This is a genomic window from Proteus sp. STS61-E, assembly GCF_040932335.1.
GTDB lineage: Bacteria > Pseudomonadota > Gammaproteobacteria > Enterobacterales > Enterobacteriaceae > Proteus > Proteus mirabilis_B.
Map to the genome: position 1 here is coordinate 265,070 of NZ_JBFQGE010000001.1, position 18,582 is coordinate 283,651.

15 protein-coding genes are annotated in these 18,582 nt (G+C 37.5%); 6 read left to right on the forward strand and 9 right to left on the reverse strand.

Annotation, left to right across the window (positions count from 1 at the left end; all coding sequences use genetic code 11):
* The first annotated feature begins 147 nt into the window (after positions 1-147).
* From AB4J89_RS01290 to AB4J89_RS01300, 3 genes are all read left to right on the forward strand, one after another.
* Positions 148-777 carry a CatB-related O-acetyltransferase gene (locus AB4J89_RS01290; protein WP_088495190.1) on the forward strand — a complete coding sequence of 210 codons (630 nt, stop codon included), beginning with the start codon at positions 148-150 and terminating at the stop codon, positions 775-777.
* A gap of 405 nt (positions 778-1,182) precedes the next feature.
* Positions 1,183-2,970 (forward strand): YadA-like family protein, encoded by a 1,788-nt coding sequence (locus AB4J89_RS01295; protein WP_368467827.1) that lies wholly within the window; start codon positions 1,183-1,185, stop codon positions 2,968-2,970.
* Between the two features lie 132 nt (positions 2,971-3,102).
* Entirely contained in the window at positions 3,103-3,420 is a 318-nt protein-coding gene (locus tag AB4J89_RS01300) for a hypothetical protein (protein ID WP_088495191.1), read from the forward strand.
* A 230-nt stretch (positions 3,421-3,650) separates the two neighbouring features.
* Here AB4J89_RS01300 and AB4J89_RS01305 read toward each other — a convergent pair whose 3' ends face one another.
* The 7 genes from AB4J89_RS01305 to ttrS form a co-directional block, all read right to left on the reverse strand.
* Positions 3,651-4,061 (reverse strand): acyl-CoA thioesterase, encoded by a 411-nt coding sequence (locus tag AB4J89_RS01305; RefSeq protein WP_088495192.1) that lies wholly within the window; start codon positions 4,059-4,061, stop codon positions 3,651-3,653.
* Between the two features lie 106 nt (positions 4,062-4,167).
* Positions 4,168-4,947: a PhzF family phenazine biosynthesis protein gene (locus AB4J89_RS01310; protein ID WP_311755000.1), complete on the reverse strand. Its 780-nt coding sequence runs from the start codon at positions 4,945-4,947 to the stop codon at positions 4,168-4,170.
* Between the two features lie 161 nt (positions 4,948-5,108).
* Positions 5,109-6,644 (reverse strand): peptide MFS transporter, encoded by a 1,536-nt coding sequence (locus tag AB4J89_RS01315; protein ID WP_088495194.1) that lies wholly within the window; start codon positions 6,642-6,644, stop codon positions 5,109-5,111.
* 420 nt (positions 6,645-7,064) lie between these two features.
* Positions 7,065-8,273: a multidrug efflux MFS transporter MdtG gene (mdtG, locus tag AB4J89_RS01320; protein WP_088495195.1), complete on the reverse strand. Its 1,209-nt coding sequence runs from the start codon at positions 8,271-8,273 to the stop codon at positions 7,065-7,067.
* Between the two features lie 273 nt (positions 8,274-8,546).
* Positions 8,547-9,488: a Kdo(2)-lipid IV(A) acyltransferase gene (locus tag AB4J89_RS01325; RefSeq protein WP_368467830.1), complete on the reverse strand. Its 942-nt coding sequence runs from the start codon at positions 9,486-9,488 to the stop codon at positions 8,547-8,549.
* Between the two features lie 74 nt (positions 9,489-9,562).
* The gene (gene ttrR / locus AB4J89_RS01330) at positions 9,563-10,165 is read right to left on the reverse strand and encodes a tetrathionate respiration response regulator TtrR (protein WP_075673842.1); all 603 of its coding nucleotides are present in this window, start codon (positions 10,163-10,165) and stop codon (positions 9,563-9,565) included.
* Positions 10,166-10,175: 10 nt separating this feature from the next.
* Positions 10,176-11,939 (reverse strand): tetrathionate respiration histidine kinase TtrS, encoded by a 1,764-nt coding sequence (gene ttrS, locus AB4J89_RS01335; RefSeq protein ID WP_088495197.1) that lies wholly within the window; start codon positions 11,937-11,939, stop codon positions 10,176-10,178.
* 177 nt (positions 11,940-12,116) lie between these two features.
* Between ttrS and ttrB the strand changes: the two genes are divergently transcribed.
* The 3 genes from ttrB to ttrA are packed head-to-tail and all read left to right on the forward strand — an operon-like array spanning position 12,117 to position 16,958.
* The gene (ttrB, locus tag AB4J89_RS01340; protein WP_072068548.1) at positions 12,117-12,860 is read left to right on the forward strand and encodes a tetrathionate reductase subunit TtrB; all 744 of its coding nucleotides are present in this window, start codon (positions 12,117-12,119) and stop codon (positions 12,858-12,860) included.
* A complete protein-coding gene (ttrC, locus tag AB4J89_RS01345) occupies positions 12,857-13,885 on the forward strand; it encodes a tetrathionate reductase subunit TtrC (protein ID WP_368468419.1) in 1,029 nt (342 codons plus the stop codon). Before ttrB ends, ttrC begins: the two co-directional genes overlap by 4 nt.
* The gene (ttrA, locus tag AB4J89_RS01350; RefSeq protein WP_368467833.1) at positions 13,878-16,958 is read left to right on the forward strand and encodes a tetrathionate reductase subunit TtrA; all 3,081 of its coding nucleotides are present in this window, start codon (positions 13,878-13,880) and stop codon (positions 16,956-16,958) included. Before ttrC ends, ttrA begins: the two co-directional genes overlap by 8 nt.
* A gap of 270 nt (positions 16,959-17,228) precedes the next feature.
* On the opposite strand, the gene AB4J89_RS01355 is transcribed toward ttrA, so the two are convergent.
* Both AB4J89_RS01355 and bssS read right to left on the reverse strand, forming a co-directional pair.
* Entirely contained in the window at positions 17,229-17,831 is a 603-nt protein-coding gene (locus AB4J89_RS01355) for a response regulator transcription factor (protein WP_088495200.1), read from the reverse strand.
* A gap of 295 nt (positions 17,832-18,126) precedes the next feature.
* Entirely contained in the window at positions 18,127-18,381 is a 255-nt protein-coding gene (gene bssS, locus AB4J89_RS01360) for a biofilm formation regulator BssS (RefSeq protein WP_064720401.1), read from the reverse strand.
* Positions 18,382-18,582: the final 201 nt, after the last annotated feature.

An 18,582-nucleotide genomic window follows, 5' to 3' on the forward strand; every position in this document is an offset into this window, starting at 1 on the left:
TTGGATAAGTTGGTCGTAAACAAGATGAAAAAAAATCCCTTATTACTTCAACCAAGGATTGCTTAAGACGATGTGTTTTGAATGCGAACACATCATCAGAGAATGAAGCATTCTTTGATGACTCATTAATTTATAGCGAGTCATATTATGAAAAATAAACATTGGTCGCGTGTAGAATATCTGCACGAAACAGTTAAAAATAAAAATATTATCATCAAAGGGCAACACAGTTATTACAGTGATTGTTGGGATGATGGTTTTGAAACTTCAGTTGTCCGTTATCTATATGGTGACGAGGTTAGCCTGCAATGGGAACCATTGTGGGAAATTGATAAGTTATATATTGGCGATTATGTCTGTATTGGTGCGCAAGCGGTTATATTAATGGGCGGCAACCATACTCACCGTATGGATTGGTTTTCACTTTATCCTTTTATGGACAAGATTGAGGAAGCTTATATTGGTAAAGGTGATACCCATATTCATGATGGTGCATGGATAGGAATGCGTGCAATGATAATGCCTGGTGTGACGATTGGTGAAGGCGCTATTGTTGCTGCTAATAGCGTTGTTTCCAAAAATGTTGAACCTTATAGCATTGTGGGCGGAACACCTGCGCAACACCTTAAATATCGTTTTGAGCCTAAAGTTATTGAGCAACTTTTATCTTTAAAGATTTACCAATGGTCAGAAAAGAAATTTGAAGCACTCAGACCTCTTTTATGCCAATCATCAATTGATAAATTATTAATTGCAGAAGCACAATTTATTGAATAATACTGCCCCCTAAGTGGTAATAAGCTTAGGGGTTTTACTTAGCGTTTCTTTTAATATATTTAAAAAATAGTATTTATATTTATAGAGTAGCACTATCTTTTATTTGATCATTATCTCAAAAGTAGAAATATTTTATTTTTATAGATAATCAATAATTTTATTTTTCGAGCTTGAGTTTTATTTTTATTTTTTTTTAACTGTTTTCTTTAGTTATTGATTATTATTTAAATATAAATTAAAGCACAGTGTTTATTTATAATAAAGTTAATTTTATAACGATGTTATTATCTTTAATTAATAGAGTTTCAATTTATTATTAGTTTATTTTATAAGATATATAATGTGTAAAAAATAAAATACATATTATTCTATATATGACTTTATTAATTATGGAGTAATGTGGATATGATTAAAAATAAAGATTTCAAGGTAAAGTTATTAGTGATTTCATTATTATCATCACCTTTATCTTATGCAAATAATACAACCTTATTGGGTGGAAATAGTAAAGCCGATGGTAATGAATCTACGGCAGTTGGATATAATACGTGGGCGCATTCTGATCAATCAACGGCGATAGGTGCTAATGCAGGGGCTGAGGGTGAAAATGCAACTGCAATAGGTCATAAAAGTACAGCAATTGGTGATAATGCGATGTCATTGGGAAGTGGTGCAATGGCAATTGGTGAGGGTTCTCTTTCTATTGGTTCTCAGGCTTATAGTGAAAGTAAGGATTCAATTAGTATAGGGAAAGGAGCAATCAATAATGCTGAGAATGGTGTTATTTTAGGTAGTGGTAGTCGCCTTTCTGATAATGCAGATAATTCAGTAATTATTGGTAGTAAGTCTTCAGGATCAGCAAGTAATGCGATTATATTAGGTGATAATAGCAGTAATAATCGTAATAATACATTATCAATCGGTAGTGATAAAAACCAGCGGCAAATTATTAATGTTGCAGAAGGTACTGAAAATACAGATGCCGTCAATGTTTCTCAATTAAGAAAAGAAAAAGATAATATTCTTATTGAGGCAGATAAGCGTATTAATGACAATAATACCACTATTTATAATAAAATTGAGCAAGAAAAAAATACGGTTATTGAAGCAACAACTCAACAGATAAATGAAAATAATAAGGTAATACAAGGAGATATTATAAGAGCAAATGAAACTGTCTTAAAAGAGAGTGAGTTGAAGGCAAAAACATTTGCAGAAAATGCAGAAAAAAAATCAAACCAATATACTGATAGTAAAATCAATGAGCATCAGGCTAATACTGTTAATTATATCAATGAAGTTAAAAATGAAATGTATCTTTATAATGAAGGTAAGTTATCTGATGTAAAAACAGAGGCTGAAAATTATACAAATAAAAAGACAGATGAAATAAAAAAAGGTGCGGAAAATTATACTGATAATAAAATAAATAATATTAAGGAAGTAATAGAGAAAAACACAAATAATAGGATCAATGAGTCTGAAAAACAGATCAAAGAATACACAAATAATCAATTTATTGAAGTTGAAAATAAAGGTAAAGAATACACTGACTTTAAAGTGAATGAACATGATAAGAAAATAGTTGAACATGTTAATAATATTAAAGATGAAGTTATTTTTTCAACAGAGCGAAAGGTTAACGCATCAGAAAAAAATGCCAATAGTTATACCGATATTGAGATTAGTAAAATAGCATCGGGTATGGAAGGGCTTATTGGCAAAAATAATGAAAAAATAATAAAGGAGCGTGAGAAGTATATTACTCAAAAAGGAAATGAGTATATAAATGTGACTAATACGATAATTAATGAAAGAGATGAATCGTTGAAGGAATATATTGAAAAATCAAAACATGATTCTATCTCTATTGCAAATGAATATACCAATAATAAGTTTAAGAATATCTTTATTGATAATGATATTGCACTTAAGAACATGGATAATAAAATCGATAAAGCAGATAAAAGAGCAAGTGCTGGGATTGCTTCTGTCGCAGCGATGGCTAATATTCCTTACGTGACCAATCACACGTTTAGTTTAGGTGTCGGAGTGGGTAATTATCGCGATGCTAATGCATTTGCAACGGGCGCTCAGTATCAAATAACAGAAAGCGCCATTATTCGTGTTTCAGCTTCATGGAATACAGAAGATCGCGGTGTTGTTGGCGGCGGTGTTTCTTATGGTTGGTAAAGCACTTTTGTATTGTGTTTAATAGGATAAAAAGTAGAGATAAGGTTGTTGCTTTTTTATCATTCTGCTGGCTTTTATGCCTTTGATTTGAATAATAAAGGTAACAGCCTTTGTTTTCTATGTGAGTAAAATATGATTTATCTTCATTCAGGTGGTGGTGTTTTTGAAAAACAAGCAAGAGTTAATCAAGTCGCAACGGAAAAAGCGCAAGAAATTGCTAAAAATAAGATAAAACAAGTGGTGCAATTTAGATCACTTGCAGACTTTCCTGTTGAACTTGAAAAGATTGGGGTGATCTTACTGATTGAACCCACCATTGAATTAGCGCTTGAAGTAGGGCGACAGTATTCACAATTAACGGATATTGTTATTGCTGAAAGTGCAACGGCGGGAAGGAAATTGACCATTTGTCAGATTGAATTTGCAGTAACAAAAATCTGTGTTCTCTGATTTTTGGACTTATTCAGTTATCCACATTAACTGTGGATAACTCTTGTCTTACATGTTAGTAATCGTATTATCCATTGATTTTATTAGACATTTTGTATTGTTTGAAAAACATCCATTTAAATTAATGATCTTAATACTTTGTTATTATTCAAAATAATAAAGAACATAATAAAATAATGTTGTTTTTAACTAAGAGAGATAAAAAGTATGACAAATCTCTCTATAAGATGCTATTTATCGAATAATGGCGTTGGTTTTCCGTCACTATCAACCGCAACAAAATTAAACTGACCGTGGATCACTTCTTCACGGCCTTCTGCGTACATATCTTCAAGAAAAATAGAAACATTTACCGTTAAACTTGTACGTCCAACACGAATAACTTCACCCACCAATTCAATAATCGTACCTGATGGAATAGGGTGATTAAAATTTATTTTCTCAGTTGAAACTGTTACTAGGCGTTTACGGCTAAAGCGGGTGGCGGTGATAAATGAAACTTCGTCCATCCAAGCTAATGCTGTGCCGCCAAAGAGTGTTGAGTGGTGATTGGTGGTGGTAGGAAATATGACTTTAGAAACACGGGTGACTGAATTTTTAATTTTATCTTGTAGTTCAGGAGATAAGTCAGAGATGGACATAACAATAAAGCCTTCTTCTTTAATACTGTAGGGAGAAATTCCCCACAGTATAAAATAGAGTAAATTGAAAGCAAAGTAGATGAATGACTGATTATGCTGTCTGTAATTAAAAGGTTATTTCGCCAGTTAAAAAGAGTGCAGCATCTCCTGTCAGTAAAACGCGATTATCTCTTAGCTCACAGTCAATATTTCCACCGCGTTTTGAAACTTGTCTTGCTTGTAACTGTGCTTTATTGAGTTTATTAGCCCAAATTGGTGCTAATACACAATGTGATGTACCCGTAACAGGATCTTCATTCACGCCTTTTACGGGGGCGAAGAAGCGAGAAATAAAATCAAAAGGAGCGTGACCTTTAGCTGTGATAATAACACCGGGTAAAGGCAACTGTGCGATTTGAGTGAAATCAGGTTGGTAGTTAGTGACTGTTTCTGGATCAGATAAAAAGCAAACATAGCGATCACGCGCTTGCCAAACTTCATCGATTTGTAATGCTAATTTTTCTTCAAGGACTGACTTTATATCGTTATTTAATGTCGCAGGTATCGCTGGGAAATTAAGTGTAAAGAGAGAGTCTTGGCTAGAAACTGTTAGTTCACCTGAAAGAGACTGGAATTTAAAGAGATCATAAGGGGACTGTTTTATAGTTTTTAGTACAAAAGCAGTGGCTAATGTTGCGTGTCCACAAAGAGGAACTTCAATTTTAGGTGTAAACCAACGAATATGGTCGCCAACTAAAAAAGCGGTTTCAGGTAAATTAATCTCACTAGCAAGTGTAATTAAGGTGTCATCAGGCAACCATTCTTCTAACAAAACGACAGCTGCGGGGTTTCCTGAAAAAGGCATAGAGGAAAAAGCATTAACATAATAAATAGGAAGAACAGTCATCGCATTACCTTAGTAATAAACTATCAATAAATAGAAGGTAATGAGATTAAGTGTTTTAAATATTGGGCGCAATACTTAAAAACAGCGTTTAAATTGTAGGATATAAAAGCAAAAGCCATGCCTAAGTAATTAGACATGGCTTTAATAATTAACGCATTAAATTAAGCTTGTGCTTTCTCTTTGTTATCTGCGCTTTGTAAAAGCTTACGAACTGGAATAATCAGTGCAGCAAGAACAACAGCACAAATAACCAGAGCGATAGAAACATGAGAGAAGAAATCAGGCATGACATCGAGTTTGTCTGGACGGATATTTCCACCCATTAGACCTGCTGCCAAATTACCTAATGCGCTTGCACAGAACCATAATCCCATAACCTGACCACGCATTTTAGCAGGCGCTAAAATAGTCATTGTGGCAAGCCCAATTGGGCTTAAGCATAATTCACCTAATGTCAGTAATAAGATACTGCCAATTAGCCAAAGCGGTGAAACACCTTGTCCTGTTGCAATAACGCTTTCAGATGCAAACATCATGACGGTAAAGCCACCAGCTGCAAATAAAATACCAATTACAAACTTACTCATGCTGCTTAAATTCATATTCTTACGTGCCATCATTGGCCATAACCAGCTAAATACTGGTGCAAGAATAATAATAAACAGGGCGTTCACAGATTGGAACCAAACCGCAGGGATCTCAAATCCCATAAAGTTTAAGTCAGTATAGTCGTTAGCAAATAAGTTAAATGATGTCGGCTTTTGTTCGAATGCAGACCAGAAAAGGGCTGCTGAAACCAATAAGAGGAAACAAACAAATAAGCGAGAGCGGTCACTACTACTTAATCCAGCAAATAGGAATAAATAGATAAAATAGGCAATAACACTACCGGAAATTACATAGACCATAAAGTTGGCCACAACAACTGGGTTAAAAGGAATAACGCCAGAAATAATAAGACCAACAATTGCCATAAGAACAACAGATAACGCTAAGATCCATTGACCGACATTACGACGAACAACAGTTGGGCGATCCCAACTTGAATCTAAACCGACTTCGCTATCAAAGCGACGCATGGTAGGTACTGCATAGAAACGGAAAATCAGTAATGCAACAAGCATACCAATCCCACCAATACCAAAGCCCCAATGCCAGCCATAATCACGTACTAAGAAACCCGTGATGAGTGGTGCAATAAATGAGCCCATATTGATACCCATATAAAATAAGGAGAATCCACCATCACGGCGAGTATCATCCCTTTTATATAAGGTTCCTACCATCACAGTTACGCAGGTTTTAAATAGCCCCGTACCCAATACAATCAGTAATAAACCGATAAAGAACAGGTCTTGTGACCAAAACGCAGAAAGTGCGATGGATAGGTGCCCTAAAGCGATAAAGATAGAGCCATACCATACAGCTAGGCGTTGACCTAACCAGTTATCAGCGAGCCAACCTCCTGGCAGTGATGTTAAATAAACACCGCCTGCGAAAATACCCACAATAGCAGATGCCTGCTCTCTGGGGATTTCCATGCCACCCTCATAAACGGTTGCCGCCATAAATAGGATTAATAATGGGCGAATACCATAGAAAGAAAAGCGTTCCCACATTTCGGTGAAGAAAAGGGAGCTTAATGGATATGGGTGGCCAAAGAAAGTTCGGCTAGATTTTGAGTGAGTAGATTGCATCTTAAATTCCCAAAAAAAACCTCTACAGGTCGTTTGCAAGTAAAAAGAACAAAATAGCAGCAAGTGGTGAAACAAAATTATTTCATTCTGTTATCAATATCCACTGCATTTAATTAATATATTTTTAACATACTTTTGTCAGAATTCAGCGACTAAAAGTATATTTAATACTTTATAAACCATTTTTTGGTGCAAAAGTCGATAAAAATCTCATTTTGCAATAGTTAACCTTGCAATTTTTTGAAAAAAGAGGACAAGAAAATTTTAGAGGTCTTAACAAATAGGGGGTGAGAATATTCTTAATAAACAATAAATTACAAAAAATAGAATAAAAAAAGTAACAATTGGGCATTTAAATGTAAAAGTGTAATTTTTTGAAGAAAAAAAACTATTAACTGATCTTATTTGTAGATTTTTTGACTACTTTTCTTGTGGTCTTCTAAAGCTTAACCAAGAGTAAATTAGATTAAAAAAGACAACGGCTGCGGTGAAATAAAAAACAGCTCTAAATCCATAGCTTGCAGCAACAAAAGCGCCCATTAACGGTCCTGTAACATTTCCAACATCTCTTAGTGCTTGGTTATAGCTGAAAATTCGACCTGCAATCGCAGGAGTAATGTTATAGAGGATAAGTGTTTGTACTGCAGGTAACATAGCGGCATTGACTGCACCAAGTAAAAAACGTAGTGCACCAAGCTCCCAATAACTACTGACCAGCGCCATTGGAATTAACATAAAAATAGAGAGTCCTAGGGTAAAGATAAGGACTTTATCAGGGCCAATTCGGTCACCTAATTTACCAAAACGAGGGGCGCTAATAAGTGCAGCGATACCGGGTACAGAGGCGATAACACCACTGATAAAGGCAAGGTTGTTGACTGGTCCTGTTAATTCTCGGATATAAAGCGTCAAAATAGGTGTAACAGAGCCTGTTGCCACTTGAATGATCATTGTGGTGAAAAATAGGCATACCACGAGTCTTTTGTTCTTAAGCGATGAAAAGACCTGTTTTGTGGTTAGTGCGTCTTTTTTAGAAACAGGCGTAAAGTTCTCACTGACGAAAAAGAGGGTGACTAAAAAGCAAATAAATAAAACGGCTGAAGTAATAAAGAAGACAGGACGTAAACCATAGAGGTCGGCAAGCATACCGCCAATTAAAGGGCCTATTAACGCACCACTCACTGCACCAGTTGAAAGTGTACCTAATGCCCAGCCGCTTTTTTTAACGGGGACTTGAGTGGCAATTAACGCATTTGCATTCGGAACAAAGCCACCTAATACACCTAGCAAGGCACGTAATACCAGTAATTGCCATATATTTTGTGCAAATCCAATTAATACCATTACGATCGCCATACCAAGGGCTGAACGCAACAGCATTAATTTTCGACCTTTTCTATCTGATAATTTTCCCCAAAAAGGCGCTGCGATAGCAGAAAAAAGGAAGGTAATACTAAATGCAACACCCGTCCAAAGATTAAGCTCTTCGTGGTCGGTTATACCCAGTTCTTCTACATAGAGAGGAAGAAAAGGCATGATCAGACTAAAACCAGCGCCGGTTAGAAAACAGCCAAACCAGACAATATAGAGATTACGTTTCCAAGAATTATTTCGGGGCTTGAGATCCATGTTACTCCTTTAGCCGAGAACGAGAGAGCAAACCAAGAGAATAGGCTGAAAATAACCGTAGCGATGTTGAGCGTGGCAACAACGAGTCGGTTTTCTTATTTTATGATGAATAAGAATATAGCCATGATACAGAATAAGTGCGATAGGTCTTGCTCTTATAATGTGTTTTTGCAGGAGTTTACAGCTTGTGCTGTTATTGATTTTATTATTGTTATTTCAGTATATCGTAATATTACAAAGTGGCTGTTTTGGAATAGAACAGCCACTTTGTGATTAGTGTACTTTCTTTATTTCGTTATATAAAGAAGCGTCACCTTCTGGGCGAGTTTTAAAGCGACGATGCAACCACATATATTGGTCTGGTGCGCGTAAAATCTCTTGTTCAACCACTTTATTCATCGCTCTAGCGGTATTTTCCTCATTATCAACAGGAAAATCAGCAACAGGAGGAGAGATAATTAACTCATAACCCTTGCCTTCAGGTAAGCGTTTTGGGGTAAATGGAATGAGTGCGGGTTTGCTGGTTCTTGCCAGAATATAAGTTCCCGTTGTTGTTGCCGCTTTATCAACTGCAAATAAAGGCACAAAAACACTTTTACGAGGGCCATAATCATGATCAGGTGCATACCAAATAATTTCACCTGTTTTTAAACTGCGGATCATGCCTTTGACATCCTTTCTGTCGATCATAAATTTATTAGAACGTAATCGACCCCATGTTTGTAGCCAGTCCATAACGGGATTATCGTTAGGACGATAAACACCGACTCCAGGGTTATAGATACCAAAAATTCGAGCACCAAGTTCAAGAGTCAGAAAATGGATACCAATAAGCAAAATGCCTTGTCCTTTTTCTTGAACCATTGAGATATTTTCAAGTCCGCTGACTTTAAACCAACGTTTGACGCGCCATTCAGGCCAAAACCATGCCATGCCAGTTTCGAATAATCCCATACCAACGGATTCAAAATTTTTATTAACTAAGGCTTCTCGCTCACTTTTTGGCATCTGTGGAAAACAGAGCTCAAGATTACGTTCCGCTATTTGGACGCGTTTCTTTAAAAAAACTTTCGAAAAACGACCTAGGCGTGTCCCTAGCCAATAAATGACAGGATAAGGAAGGAGAACCAGAATATAGAGTAATCCGATCCCGAACCAAGTCAGCCAATATTTAGGCTGCAAAAATGATTTTTTAAATGGAGGTGACTTTATCATAAGCCTATCTATTTACTATTTTTCCAATGAATATCTTATATTGTGACACTTTTTAGCGCAGATAAGAAATTTTGTCATAAATTAGGTGAAATTATTTCAATGCCTTGTAGTGCAGTCACCAATTCAGCAATATTTTTAGCTGCCATTTTGTCCATCACTTTTGCTCGATGAACTTCGACGGTTCTTATTGAAACACAAGCAACTTCTGCTATTTCTCGGTTCATTAATCCTTGAATAACATAATAAGCAATATCTTTTTCCCTTGGGGTTAATGAAGCATAACGGCGGCGAATATCATGTGCGGTAAAACGTGTATTGGTTTCAAGAAATGCTGCATCTAATGCAGATAACAATGCATTGCTATCAACGGGTTTTTGCAGGAAGTCGATAGCTCCTTTTTTGATCTCTTCAACTGCCATAGGAATATCGCCATGACCAGTTAAAAAAATCACAGAAAGTGTACTGTGTTTATCAATTAAATGCTGGTGGACTTGTCTGCCATCGGGTTTTGGCATTCTCATATCTAACAAGACAACACCTTGCTGATAGAGATTGACGTTGTTGATAAAGAACTCGCTATCATTCCAAACATGGGCTGAATAACCTAAGCTTTCTAATAAAAACTGACAAGCATCAGTGACAGCAAGATCATCATCAACAAGATGAATTGTTGGCATTTTTTCTCCGTTATTTATTTTTGTTAGGGAAAATAAGTGTAATTTTTATTCCAACTTTATTTTGTTCATTCTTTTGGTTTTCAATATGAATATCAGCACCTTGAGAAAGTAATAAACGTTGGCAAATCACTAAACCTAATCCAAGTCCTTCCGTTTTTGTTGTTTGGAATGGGGAAAAGGGTTGTTCAAGTTGGCTATGGCTCATTCCACCCGCATCATCTTCAATGACAATAAGCAACCTATCAGGAGCCTTATGAGTACTAATTTTTAGTACTTTAGCGCCCGCTTGGAGACTATTGGTGATTAAATTCGATAAAATTTGCTCTAATAATGTTTCGGGTAAACACAGGGTATCATGTTCATCAACATGGGTGATCAATGAAACCTGTGGGTATTTATCTTCTACGCGTAAGAGCTTCCAGATATGTTGAATACACTCTGCAATATTTTGATGAGAAAGCAAAATTGTATCGGTGTTAGGTGTTTGTTTTCCAACCCATAAACGTAGATTTCTAATGATATCAGCACCGCGCTGTGCCTGCTTATCTATTTGTTGCAATGCAGGTAGCAATGGGTGCGATTCACTCTCTTTTTTAAGGCGAATAACACTCCCTTGTGCATAGCTTTTAATAGCAGAAAGTGGCTGATTAAGTTCATGAGCAAATCCTGATGCCATTTCTCCCAATATATTTAAGCGCTGAGCGTGTTCTAACTCTTCCTTCTGTTGTCTTAATCGATTGTGGGCATGTTCTAGTTGGCGACTACGACGCCTAACTAAATAGCTGATCCAGACTTGGTTTAGGATAAGAAAAAGAATGGCTGCCAATGAAAGGCCAATAATAAATTGGTGCTGAATAGCCCAACTTTGTGCATCTTGCCAAAGCTGTCTTTGTCGAGGGTGTTGATTGACTTCCCTTAATAGATTTTCAACTTGAGTATGTGAAGCAGGTGCTCCCCATTTCATCGGTTTACTGTCATCGGTGAGCAAAACGCGAGTGACTTTATCAACAAGCTCATCAGGAACAGTATCTAGCGCTGCAAATGACCAATTAGGGTAGAGCGGTGTACTGGTTAAACAAGGGGTATTGGTTTGATAGGAAATCACGGGGCGGTAATCGCTTTTACGAATAAGCCCTTCATTATCCATATTTTCCAGTAAACAGACGGGAATAATTGCTGCGTTAATATCTTCATCGCGTAAGAGATAAAGCAACGCGTCAGCTGGAAAACCCGTGAAACGCAATGTGAAGTCTTTATCAGGATCAATACCTTCTTCTCGTAGCGCTTTGTAACCTAGAAGATAACCGCCAAAGGCATCAGGTGCGATGGCACCAACGCGTTTTCCAATTAATTCATGCGCAGAAGTAATCGGGCTATCGTTACGGACGAGAATTAGGCTGCCAATGACATTTCGTGTGGTGTTATCAGGCTCATAGCCAGAACGCAAAGAGAGCAGCCAACGTAATGGAAATGCATTATCTAATTGAACAAATTGCGCCGGATTTGTGAGTAAAAAATCAACATTTTTCTTTGCAACCGCTAATTTCATCTCTTCCAGATTTAACGGCACTAATACAAACTTTTCTGACGGAAATTGTTCATTTAAGGTGTCAACAAGCGGATGCCAGTGTCTTTGAGTTGATGCATCACCACGTAATGCTAAAACACCGATTGTCCACTCTTTTGCAGTGGCTTGTAGAGGAAGTACAAAAAAGAGCAGTAATAACCCGATGCTTACTGCGTTTCTTATCCCAATTGTCTGTTTTATCGTCATAAATATCTAATGTTAAATATTGTTTTGGATCAAGTTCGCACTTGGTATGTGGTAAACCACAATAGGTGTTGTCTTCAGTAATTTTTACAATGCACTTATAACAAAACACATACTTTTAAATTTCTATTTCCTTCACTCATTGTGAGATTGTGTTATTGAGTGATGCTGGAGACAAATATGGATCTTGGAAAACGAAAATTTCTACAACAATTAGGGGTCCTTACTGCTGGTGCTTCACTGGTTCCTTTAGCTGAAGCCGGCATTAAATTATCACCTGAGCGTCGTGAGGGCTCGGAAGATAAACGCTACGGAATGCTGATTGATTTACGCCGTTGTGTAGGATGCCAGTCCTGTACAGTAAGCTGCAATATTGAGAATCAGACTCCTCAAGGACAATTTAGGACGACAGTAAACCAATATCAGGTTGCTATCAAGGGGCAAGAGGGGATAACCAACGTCTTACTGCCTAGATTGTGTAACCACTGTGATGAACCACCTTGTGTGCCGGTTTGCCCTGTTCAAGCGACTTTCCAACGTAAAGATGGCATCGTCGTCGTTGATAATGAACGTTGTGTTGGCTGTGCTTATTGTGTTCAAGCATGTCCTTACGATGCACGTTTTATTAATCACTCAACACAAACAGCAGATAAATGTACTTTCTGTGCACATCGCCTCGAAGTTGGATTACTGCCAGCGTGCGTTGAATCTTGTGTCGGCGGTGCTCGTATTATCGGCGATATGAAAGATCCTAATAGCACTATCAGCAAAATGCTGCGTACACATGAAAAAGAGCTGAAAGTATTAAAACCAGAAAGCGGCACATTGCCACAAGTTTTCTATCTCGGCCTCGATGATGCATTTGTACAACCGTTAGCAGGTCAAGGACAACCCGCATTATGGCAGCAGGAGGTTCACTCATGATCCCGCAAGTTTCTCAAATTCAAGAAGTCATCGCGATCCCTCAAGAATATTTTTGGTTGCCTTGGGCTGTGCAATATTTCTTTTTTATTGGTATTGCTTGTAGTGCAACGCTTTATGCGTGCTGGCAGTGCTGGAAAGGCAGTGCAGGTAATCAACGTTTAGAAGCAGTTGCTGTATTCATTGCAGTAACCGCTGGTATTACGGCACCTCTTGCGTTAACGGCAGATTTACACCAAACAGCTCGTGTGTGGCATTTCTATGCTTATCCAACACCGTGGTCGTGGATGGCATGGGGCTCACTGTTACTACCGTTATTCTCAGCGTTTAGCATGCTTTACTTTGCAGCGATGGTTGTTCGCTTAGTATGGAAGCGTGAATACAAATTGACGCGTTGGGTTGCATTAGCTTGCTCATTAACAGCGATTGGTTTGCTGTTATATACAGGTCGTGAAGCGTCTATCTTAAAAGCAAGACCTGTATTGTATACCTATTGGTTACCAATACTGCTGTTCTTTAGTGCAATGCAAGTACTACCGACATTACTGGCATTAGGCACACGTCGTGAACCAGTACATCAGCGTGAATTAGCGATGTGGTTTGTCAGTTCACTGATGTTATTAGCAGTATGTACAGGCTTTTGGGTTGCTGGCGATACGATTTCAGGCCAGGCAATTAGAGAACAACTAGCAATGGGAAGTCTTGGCTGGTGGAGTGCCATGGGTGTTATCACGCTATGGGTTATCTCTGTCGCGATGGGACTTTTGATGGCAAAACAAGCACGTTCGGTTGTATTTATTACCATCATGGCATTTGTATCAATGGGGCTTGCGTGGGTATTACGCTGGTTGATGTTGATGGGGGCTCAATACATTCCAAAATATAACATAATTACAAACCCTTATGAGTTTACGCTAGGTAATGATGGACTGATGGCAATTGTTGGTACATTTGGATTGTGGATAGCGTTGACTATTTTATTTAGAGAAAGTATTCGTTGGGTTGTCAGGAGAGTGCAGCATGGCTAAGTTTACAAGACGTCAATGGCTTAAAGGTGGGTTAGTTATCGGTGGTATTGCCGCATTTGCTGCCAGCTACCGTGATGTTGCTAAACGTGCCATAGATGGTTTAGTTGATGGCACATCGGGCAAAGTGACACTTGATAGGATCAACGGAAACTCTTTATTACCTGAAGGTAAAGTCGTAAAAGACGCAAAATGGCAAGCGAATACAGATCAATCTGTTTGTATGACGCAATGTTTTGGTTGTTGGACACAATGCGGTGTTCGTGCCCGTGTTGATAGAGCAAACAATAAAGTTTTACGTATTGCAGGTAACCCTTATCACCCACTTTCTCATGATCACCACTTTGGTTATAACATGCCAATTAAAGAAGCATTTGAAAAAATGGGGGGTGAAAGTGGTTTAGAAAACCGTTCTACAGCTTGTGCTCGTGGTGCAACCATGATGGAAAGCTTAGATAGCCCAACTCGTATTCTTGAACCGATGAAACGTGTGGGTAAACGCGGTGAAGGTAAATGGAAACGCATCAGTTTTGAGCAGTTGATCCAAGAAATTGTAGAAGGTGGCGATCTCTTTGGTGAAGGTCATGTTGATGGTTTACGTGCTATTCGCGATTTAGATACTTTAATCGATCCAAAGCAACCCGCTTTAGGCCCTAAAGCTAACCAATTATTAATGACAAATGCGGGTGATGATGGACGTGATACGTTTATTCGTCGCTTTGCTCAAAACTCATTTGGTAGTAAAAACTTTGGTGCTCATGGTTCTTATTGTGGATTAGCGTACCGAGCGGGTTCTGGTGCGTTGATGAATGATTTAGATAAAAATGCCCACGTTAAACCTGACTGGGATTACGTTGAATTTGCGCTGTTCTTAGGAACATCACCGGCACAATCAGGTAACCCATTTAAGCGTCAAGGTCGTCAATTAGCTAATGCTCGTATTCGTGATTCGTTCAATTATGTGGTTGTTGCACCGGCATTACCGTTAACAACGACATTAGCTAACGATCATGGACATTGGGTTCCTGTTCAACCGGGAACAGATGCGGCTTTAGTCATGGGGATGATCCGCTGGATCATTGAAAATAATCGCTACAATGCAGAATATCTGTCAGTGCCAAGCGAAGTTTCAATGAAAAATGTGGGTGAGAAAAGCTGGACAAATGCGACTCACCTTGTGATCAGTGATGAAAAACACCCTCTGTCAGGTCAAATGCTGACAACTGCACATTTTAATGATGTTGCAGAAGGGGAAGAGCAAACCTTAGTTTTATCACTTGAAGGTGAATTAGTTCCATCAACCCAAGTTGATAAAGCACAATTGTTTGCTACGCATACAGTGACATTAAAAACTGGCGCTACTGTTACGGTTAAATCAAGTTTCCAATTACTTGATGAAGCCGCTAAACGTATGACACTGGCAGAATACAGTGAGCGTTGTAAAGTACCAGAAACAACCATTGCTGCATTAGGGCGTGAATTTACGGCATATGGTCGAAAAGCCGCAGTTATCTCTCATGGTGGCATGATGGGTGGTAATGGTTTTTATACAGCGTGGAGCGTAATTATGCTTAATGCGCTAATAGGTAACTTAAACCTTAAAGGTGGAGTATCTGTTGGTGGCGGTAAGTTTAATGGTGCAACTGATGGCCCATGTTACAAAATGGATAGCTTTAAAGGTAAAGTTAAACCAAAAGGCATGGTGTTATCACGCAGTAAAGCAGCCTATGAAAAATCTGATGAGTACCGTGAGCGCGTAGAGAAAGGGGAATCTCCATATCCTGCAAAAGCACCTTGGTATCCGTTTGCGGCTGGACAATTAACTGAACAACTAGGCTCTGCATTAGCAGGTTATCCTTATTCATTAAAAGCATGGATAACGAATATGACCAACCCTATTTATGGGATTGCAGGTATTCGCCAAGTGATGGAAGAGCGTCTGAAAGATCCGAAGCATCTACCTTTAATTATTGGTATTGATGCCTTTATGAATGAAACAACAGCGCTAGCCGATTATATTGTTCCTGATACGCATAACTTTGAAAGCTGGGGTTTTAGTGCACCTTGGTCTGGTGTTCAAACTAAAGCAAGTACAGCACGTTGGCCGATTATTGAACCGCGTGTTGCAAAAACAGCAGATGGTCAGCCAATTTCAATGGAAACATTCTGTATTGCTGTGGCAAAAGCTTTAGATTTACCGGGCTTTGGTGAGAAAGCAATTGAAGATATGGATGGCAATTTCTATCCAATCAATAGTGCAGAAGACTACTATTTACGTGTTGCAGCTAATATGGCATTTATGGGTGAGAAACCTGTCGCACCAGCAACCAATGAAGATATTCTATTGAGTGGTGTAGACCGTATTTTACCTGCGATAACGTCAACGTTAAAAAATGAAGAAGTTCTTCAAGTTGCGTATATCTATACACGTGGTGGTCGTTTTGCTCCTTATGAAAAAGCATGGAATGGCGATGAAACTGGGCCACAGTGGAAAAAACCATTGCAGATTTGGAATGAAGAAGTTGCTAAAAACCATCATGCAATAACCGGTGAACGTTATAGTGGCTGCCCGACTTATTATCCACCGCGTTTATCAGATGGTAGTGATATTCATCAGCACTATCCTGAAGAGCAATGGCCATTAAAATTAATGTCCTTTAAATCTCATGTGGTAAGTAGTTCGACAGGCATGATCCAACGTTTAAGAATGGTGAAACCGAGTAACTTAGTCGCAATTAACCCTCAAGATGGCAAAAAATGGGGTGTTAATCATGGTGATAAAGTTCGCATAGTTACACCAGGTGGGCAGGTTGAAGCAGAAATCAGCTTACTAGACGGCGTAATGCCGGGGGTTTTAGCGATTGAACATGGATATGGGCATCAAGAATTAGGCTCTCGTCAGCATTACTTAGATGAACAACCATTACCGATGGATAAAGGTATTGGTAACGGTATCAACCTTAATGATTTAGGGTTTGCCGATCCAACACGCCAAATCACTAATACATGGTTAGATTGGGTATCTGGTGCATCTGTTCGTCAAGGCTTACCTGCTAAGATTGAGCGTATAGCTTAATTATTAGTTTAGTTTTTTAAATAATCACTTCACTCTTTATTAAAAACAAGAGTGAAGTGATCGCACTACAAATCAGTTTTACTTTATCTTTTATAAGATAGAGCTATATCAGTTTAATTATTTTAATATTACATGTACCCTACATACATAATATTATAATAAATTTAAGGTGGCCAACACGCATATTAGCCACCTCACTTACAGTGAGTAATAACGGGAATTGGACTCCTTTTTTCTTCTGCTTATTTTTTCTATTAAAATATAATCGGATTATTTCTCATATATGTATTTTAAAATGTTATATATGAAAAATAACTCAATTCTATTTTTTACATTAATCTTCTCAGTAATATGCCTTTTATGTGAATATACTGTGCTACTACTAATAGATAGTTTTTTTGCTATTTGATGATTAGGTATTTCGCTCATCCAATAATTAATTATTTTTTGCTCTTGTAAACTAAAAATAGAGCATAATGAATGTTTATAGGTTGGAAAGAAAACTTGGCACCGAGAAGTAAATAAAGATGTCTTTTCGAGCACCCAAGGAAGGATCTTTTTAGGAAGGATAAAACAGTTATTTGTCAATGCGATAGGTCTTTCTTTGTCTGGATAATTTGCATCAATATAAAGATAAAGACGGCAACTTCTTGTTGAAATAAAAAAGAATTGCAAATGTGGGCAATGTGCTATTTCTCGACAGTATCTTGTAAGATCGATAAAGATAATGTCTGGCATTGAGTGATTAATATAATTATTTGCTTCTTGTATAGATGATATGTCAATTATTTCATGTCTTACATTTCTCTTAGAAAAATAATGTTTTATACCATTACGAGTAAAAAAACATTCATCAATAATTAATACTTTCACAAATAACTTCCTTGTTTGTAGCCGTTTTAATTTATTAAAATAAAGACAACATCATTTTATGTCAATTCGGCTTATATGTTCTTTTTTTGAAGATATATCGAATAAAAAGGTTATGATTATTTTTCCATTAAATGGAGGTTGATTTATTAATATAACTAATTACTTTTATACCGAAAGAGTTAGTTTATATATTGATATAATCAATATGCGATGGTGGGTTATAGAGAGGTAAAAATGAGAACAGGAGTACCAAGTACTCCTGCTTTGCGTTCGCTATCTTTTCTAGATCTTTTTATTAATGCTTGGTGTTGTCTGAAACAGAATCTTCAGATGATTCAATTTTATCAATACCTGCTTGAAGAATATGAATCAGCTGTTTAGCTATGTCTGTTGTGAGCCAAAGTGTCTTATCTACAACTGCGTTTTCTGGATGATGTTCGTTTTCAGGAAGATAATGTAAACGCAACATCATGGCATCGTAGATGTCAACGGTACTGATGTCCCAGCCTACAACAGGATGTGTCTGAATAACTTCATTTTTTCTACTCATAATACCTCCTAATCATACAACCGGTTTTGACTAAGAGAGAAGCTCCCACACAAAGTGGTTACTTTTCAGTATACGAGATTTATCGTGATTAAAAAGATAAATTTTTGTTATAACAAAAAAATGTGTGCTGGCTCAGATAAAAGAGTAATGCACCATTAACAGTCGAACAAATGTTATATGGTGCATTTTAGATAAATATCA

Excerpts from the sequence above, each read along its gene's own strand:
- AB4J89_RS01315 (WP_088495194.1), bottom strand. The coding sequence starts at position 6,644 with ATGCAATCTACTCACTCAAAATCTAGCCGAACTTTCTTTGGCCACCCA.
- bssS (WP_064720401.1), bottom strand. The coding sequence starts at position 18,381 with ATGAGTAGAAAAAATGAAGTTATTCAGACACATCCTGTTGTAGGCTGG.
- AB4J89_RS01305 (WP_088495192.1), bottom strand. The coding sequence starts at position 4,061 with ATGTCCATCTCTGACTTATCTCCTGAACTACAAGATAAAATTAAAAAT.
- AB4J89_RS01310 (WP_311755000.1), bottom strand. The coding sequence starts at position 4,947 with ATGACTGTTCTTCCTATTTATTATGTTAATGCTTTTTCCTCTATGCCT.
- ttrC (WP_368468419.1), top strand. The coding sequence starts at position 12,857 with ATGATCCCGCAAGTTTCTCAAATTCAAGAAGTCATCGCGATCCCTCAA.
- AB4J89_RS01290 (WP_088495190.1), top strand. The coding sequence starts at position 148 with ATGAAAAATAAACATTGGTCGCGTGTAGAATATCTGCACGAAACAGTT.
- ttrR (WP_075673842.1), bottom strand. The coding sequence starts at position 10,165 with ATGCCAACAATTCATCTTGTTGATGATGATCTTGCTGTCACTGATGCT.
- mdtG (WP_088495195.1), bottom strand. The coding sequence starts at position 8,273 with ATGGATCTCAAGCCCCGAAATAATTCTTGGAAACGTAATCTCTATATT.
- ttrA (WP_368467833.1), top strand. The coding sequence starts at position 13,878 with ATGGCTAAGTTTACAAGACGTCAATGGCTTAAAGGTGGGTTAGTTATC.
- AB4J89_RS01300 (WP_088495191.1), top strand. The coding sequence starts at position 3,103 with ATGATTTATCTTCATTCAGGTGGTGGTGTTTTTGAAAAACAAGCAAGA.
- ttrS (WP_088495197.1), bottom strand. The coding sequence starts at position 11,939 with ATGACGATAAAACAGACAATTGGGATAAGAAACGCAGTAAGCATCGGG.
- AB4J89_RS01295 (WP_368467827.1), top strand. The coding sequence starts at position 1,183 with ATGATTAAAAATAAAGATTTCAAGGTAAAGTTATTAGTGATTTCATTA.
- AB4J89_RS01325 (WP_368467830.1), bottom strand. The coding sequence starts at position 9,488 with ATGATAAAGTCACCTCCATTTAAAAAATCATTTTTGCAGCCTAAATAT.
- ttrB (WP_072068548.1), top strand. The coding sequence starts at position 12,117 with ATGGATCTTGGAAAACGAAAATTTCTACAACAATTAGGGGTCCTTACT.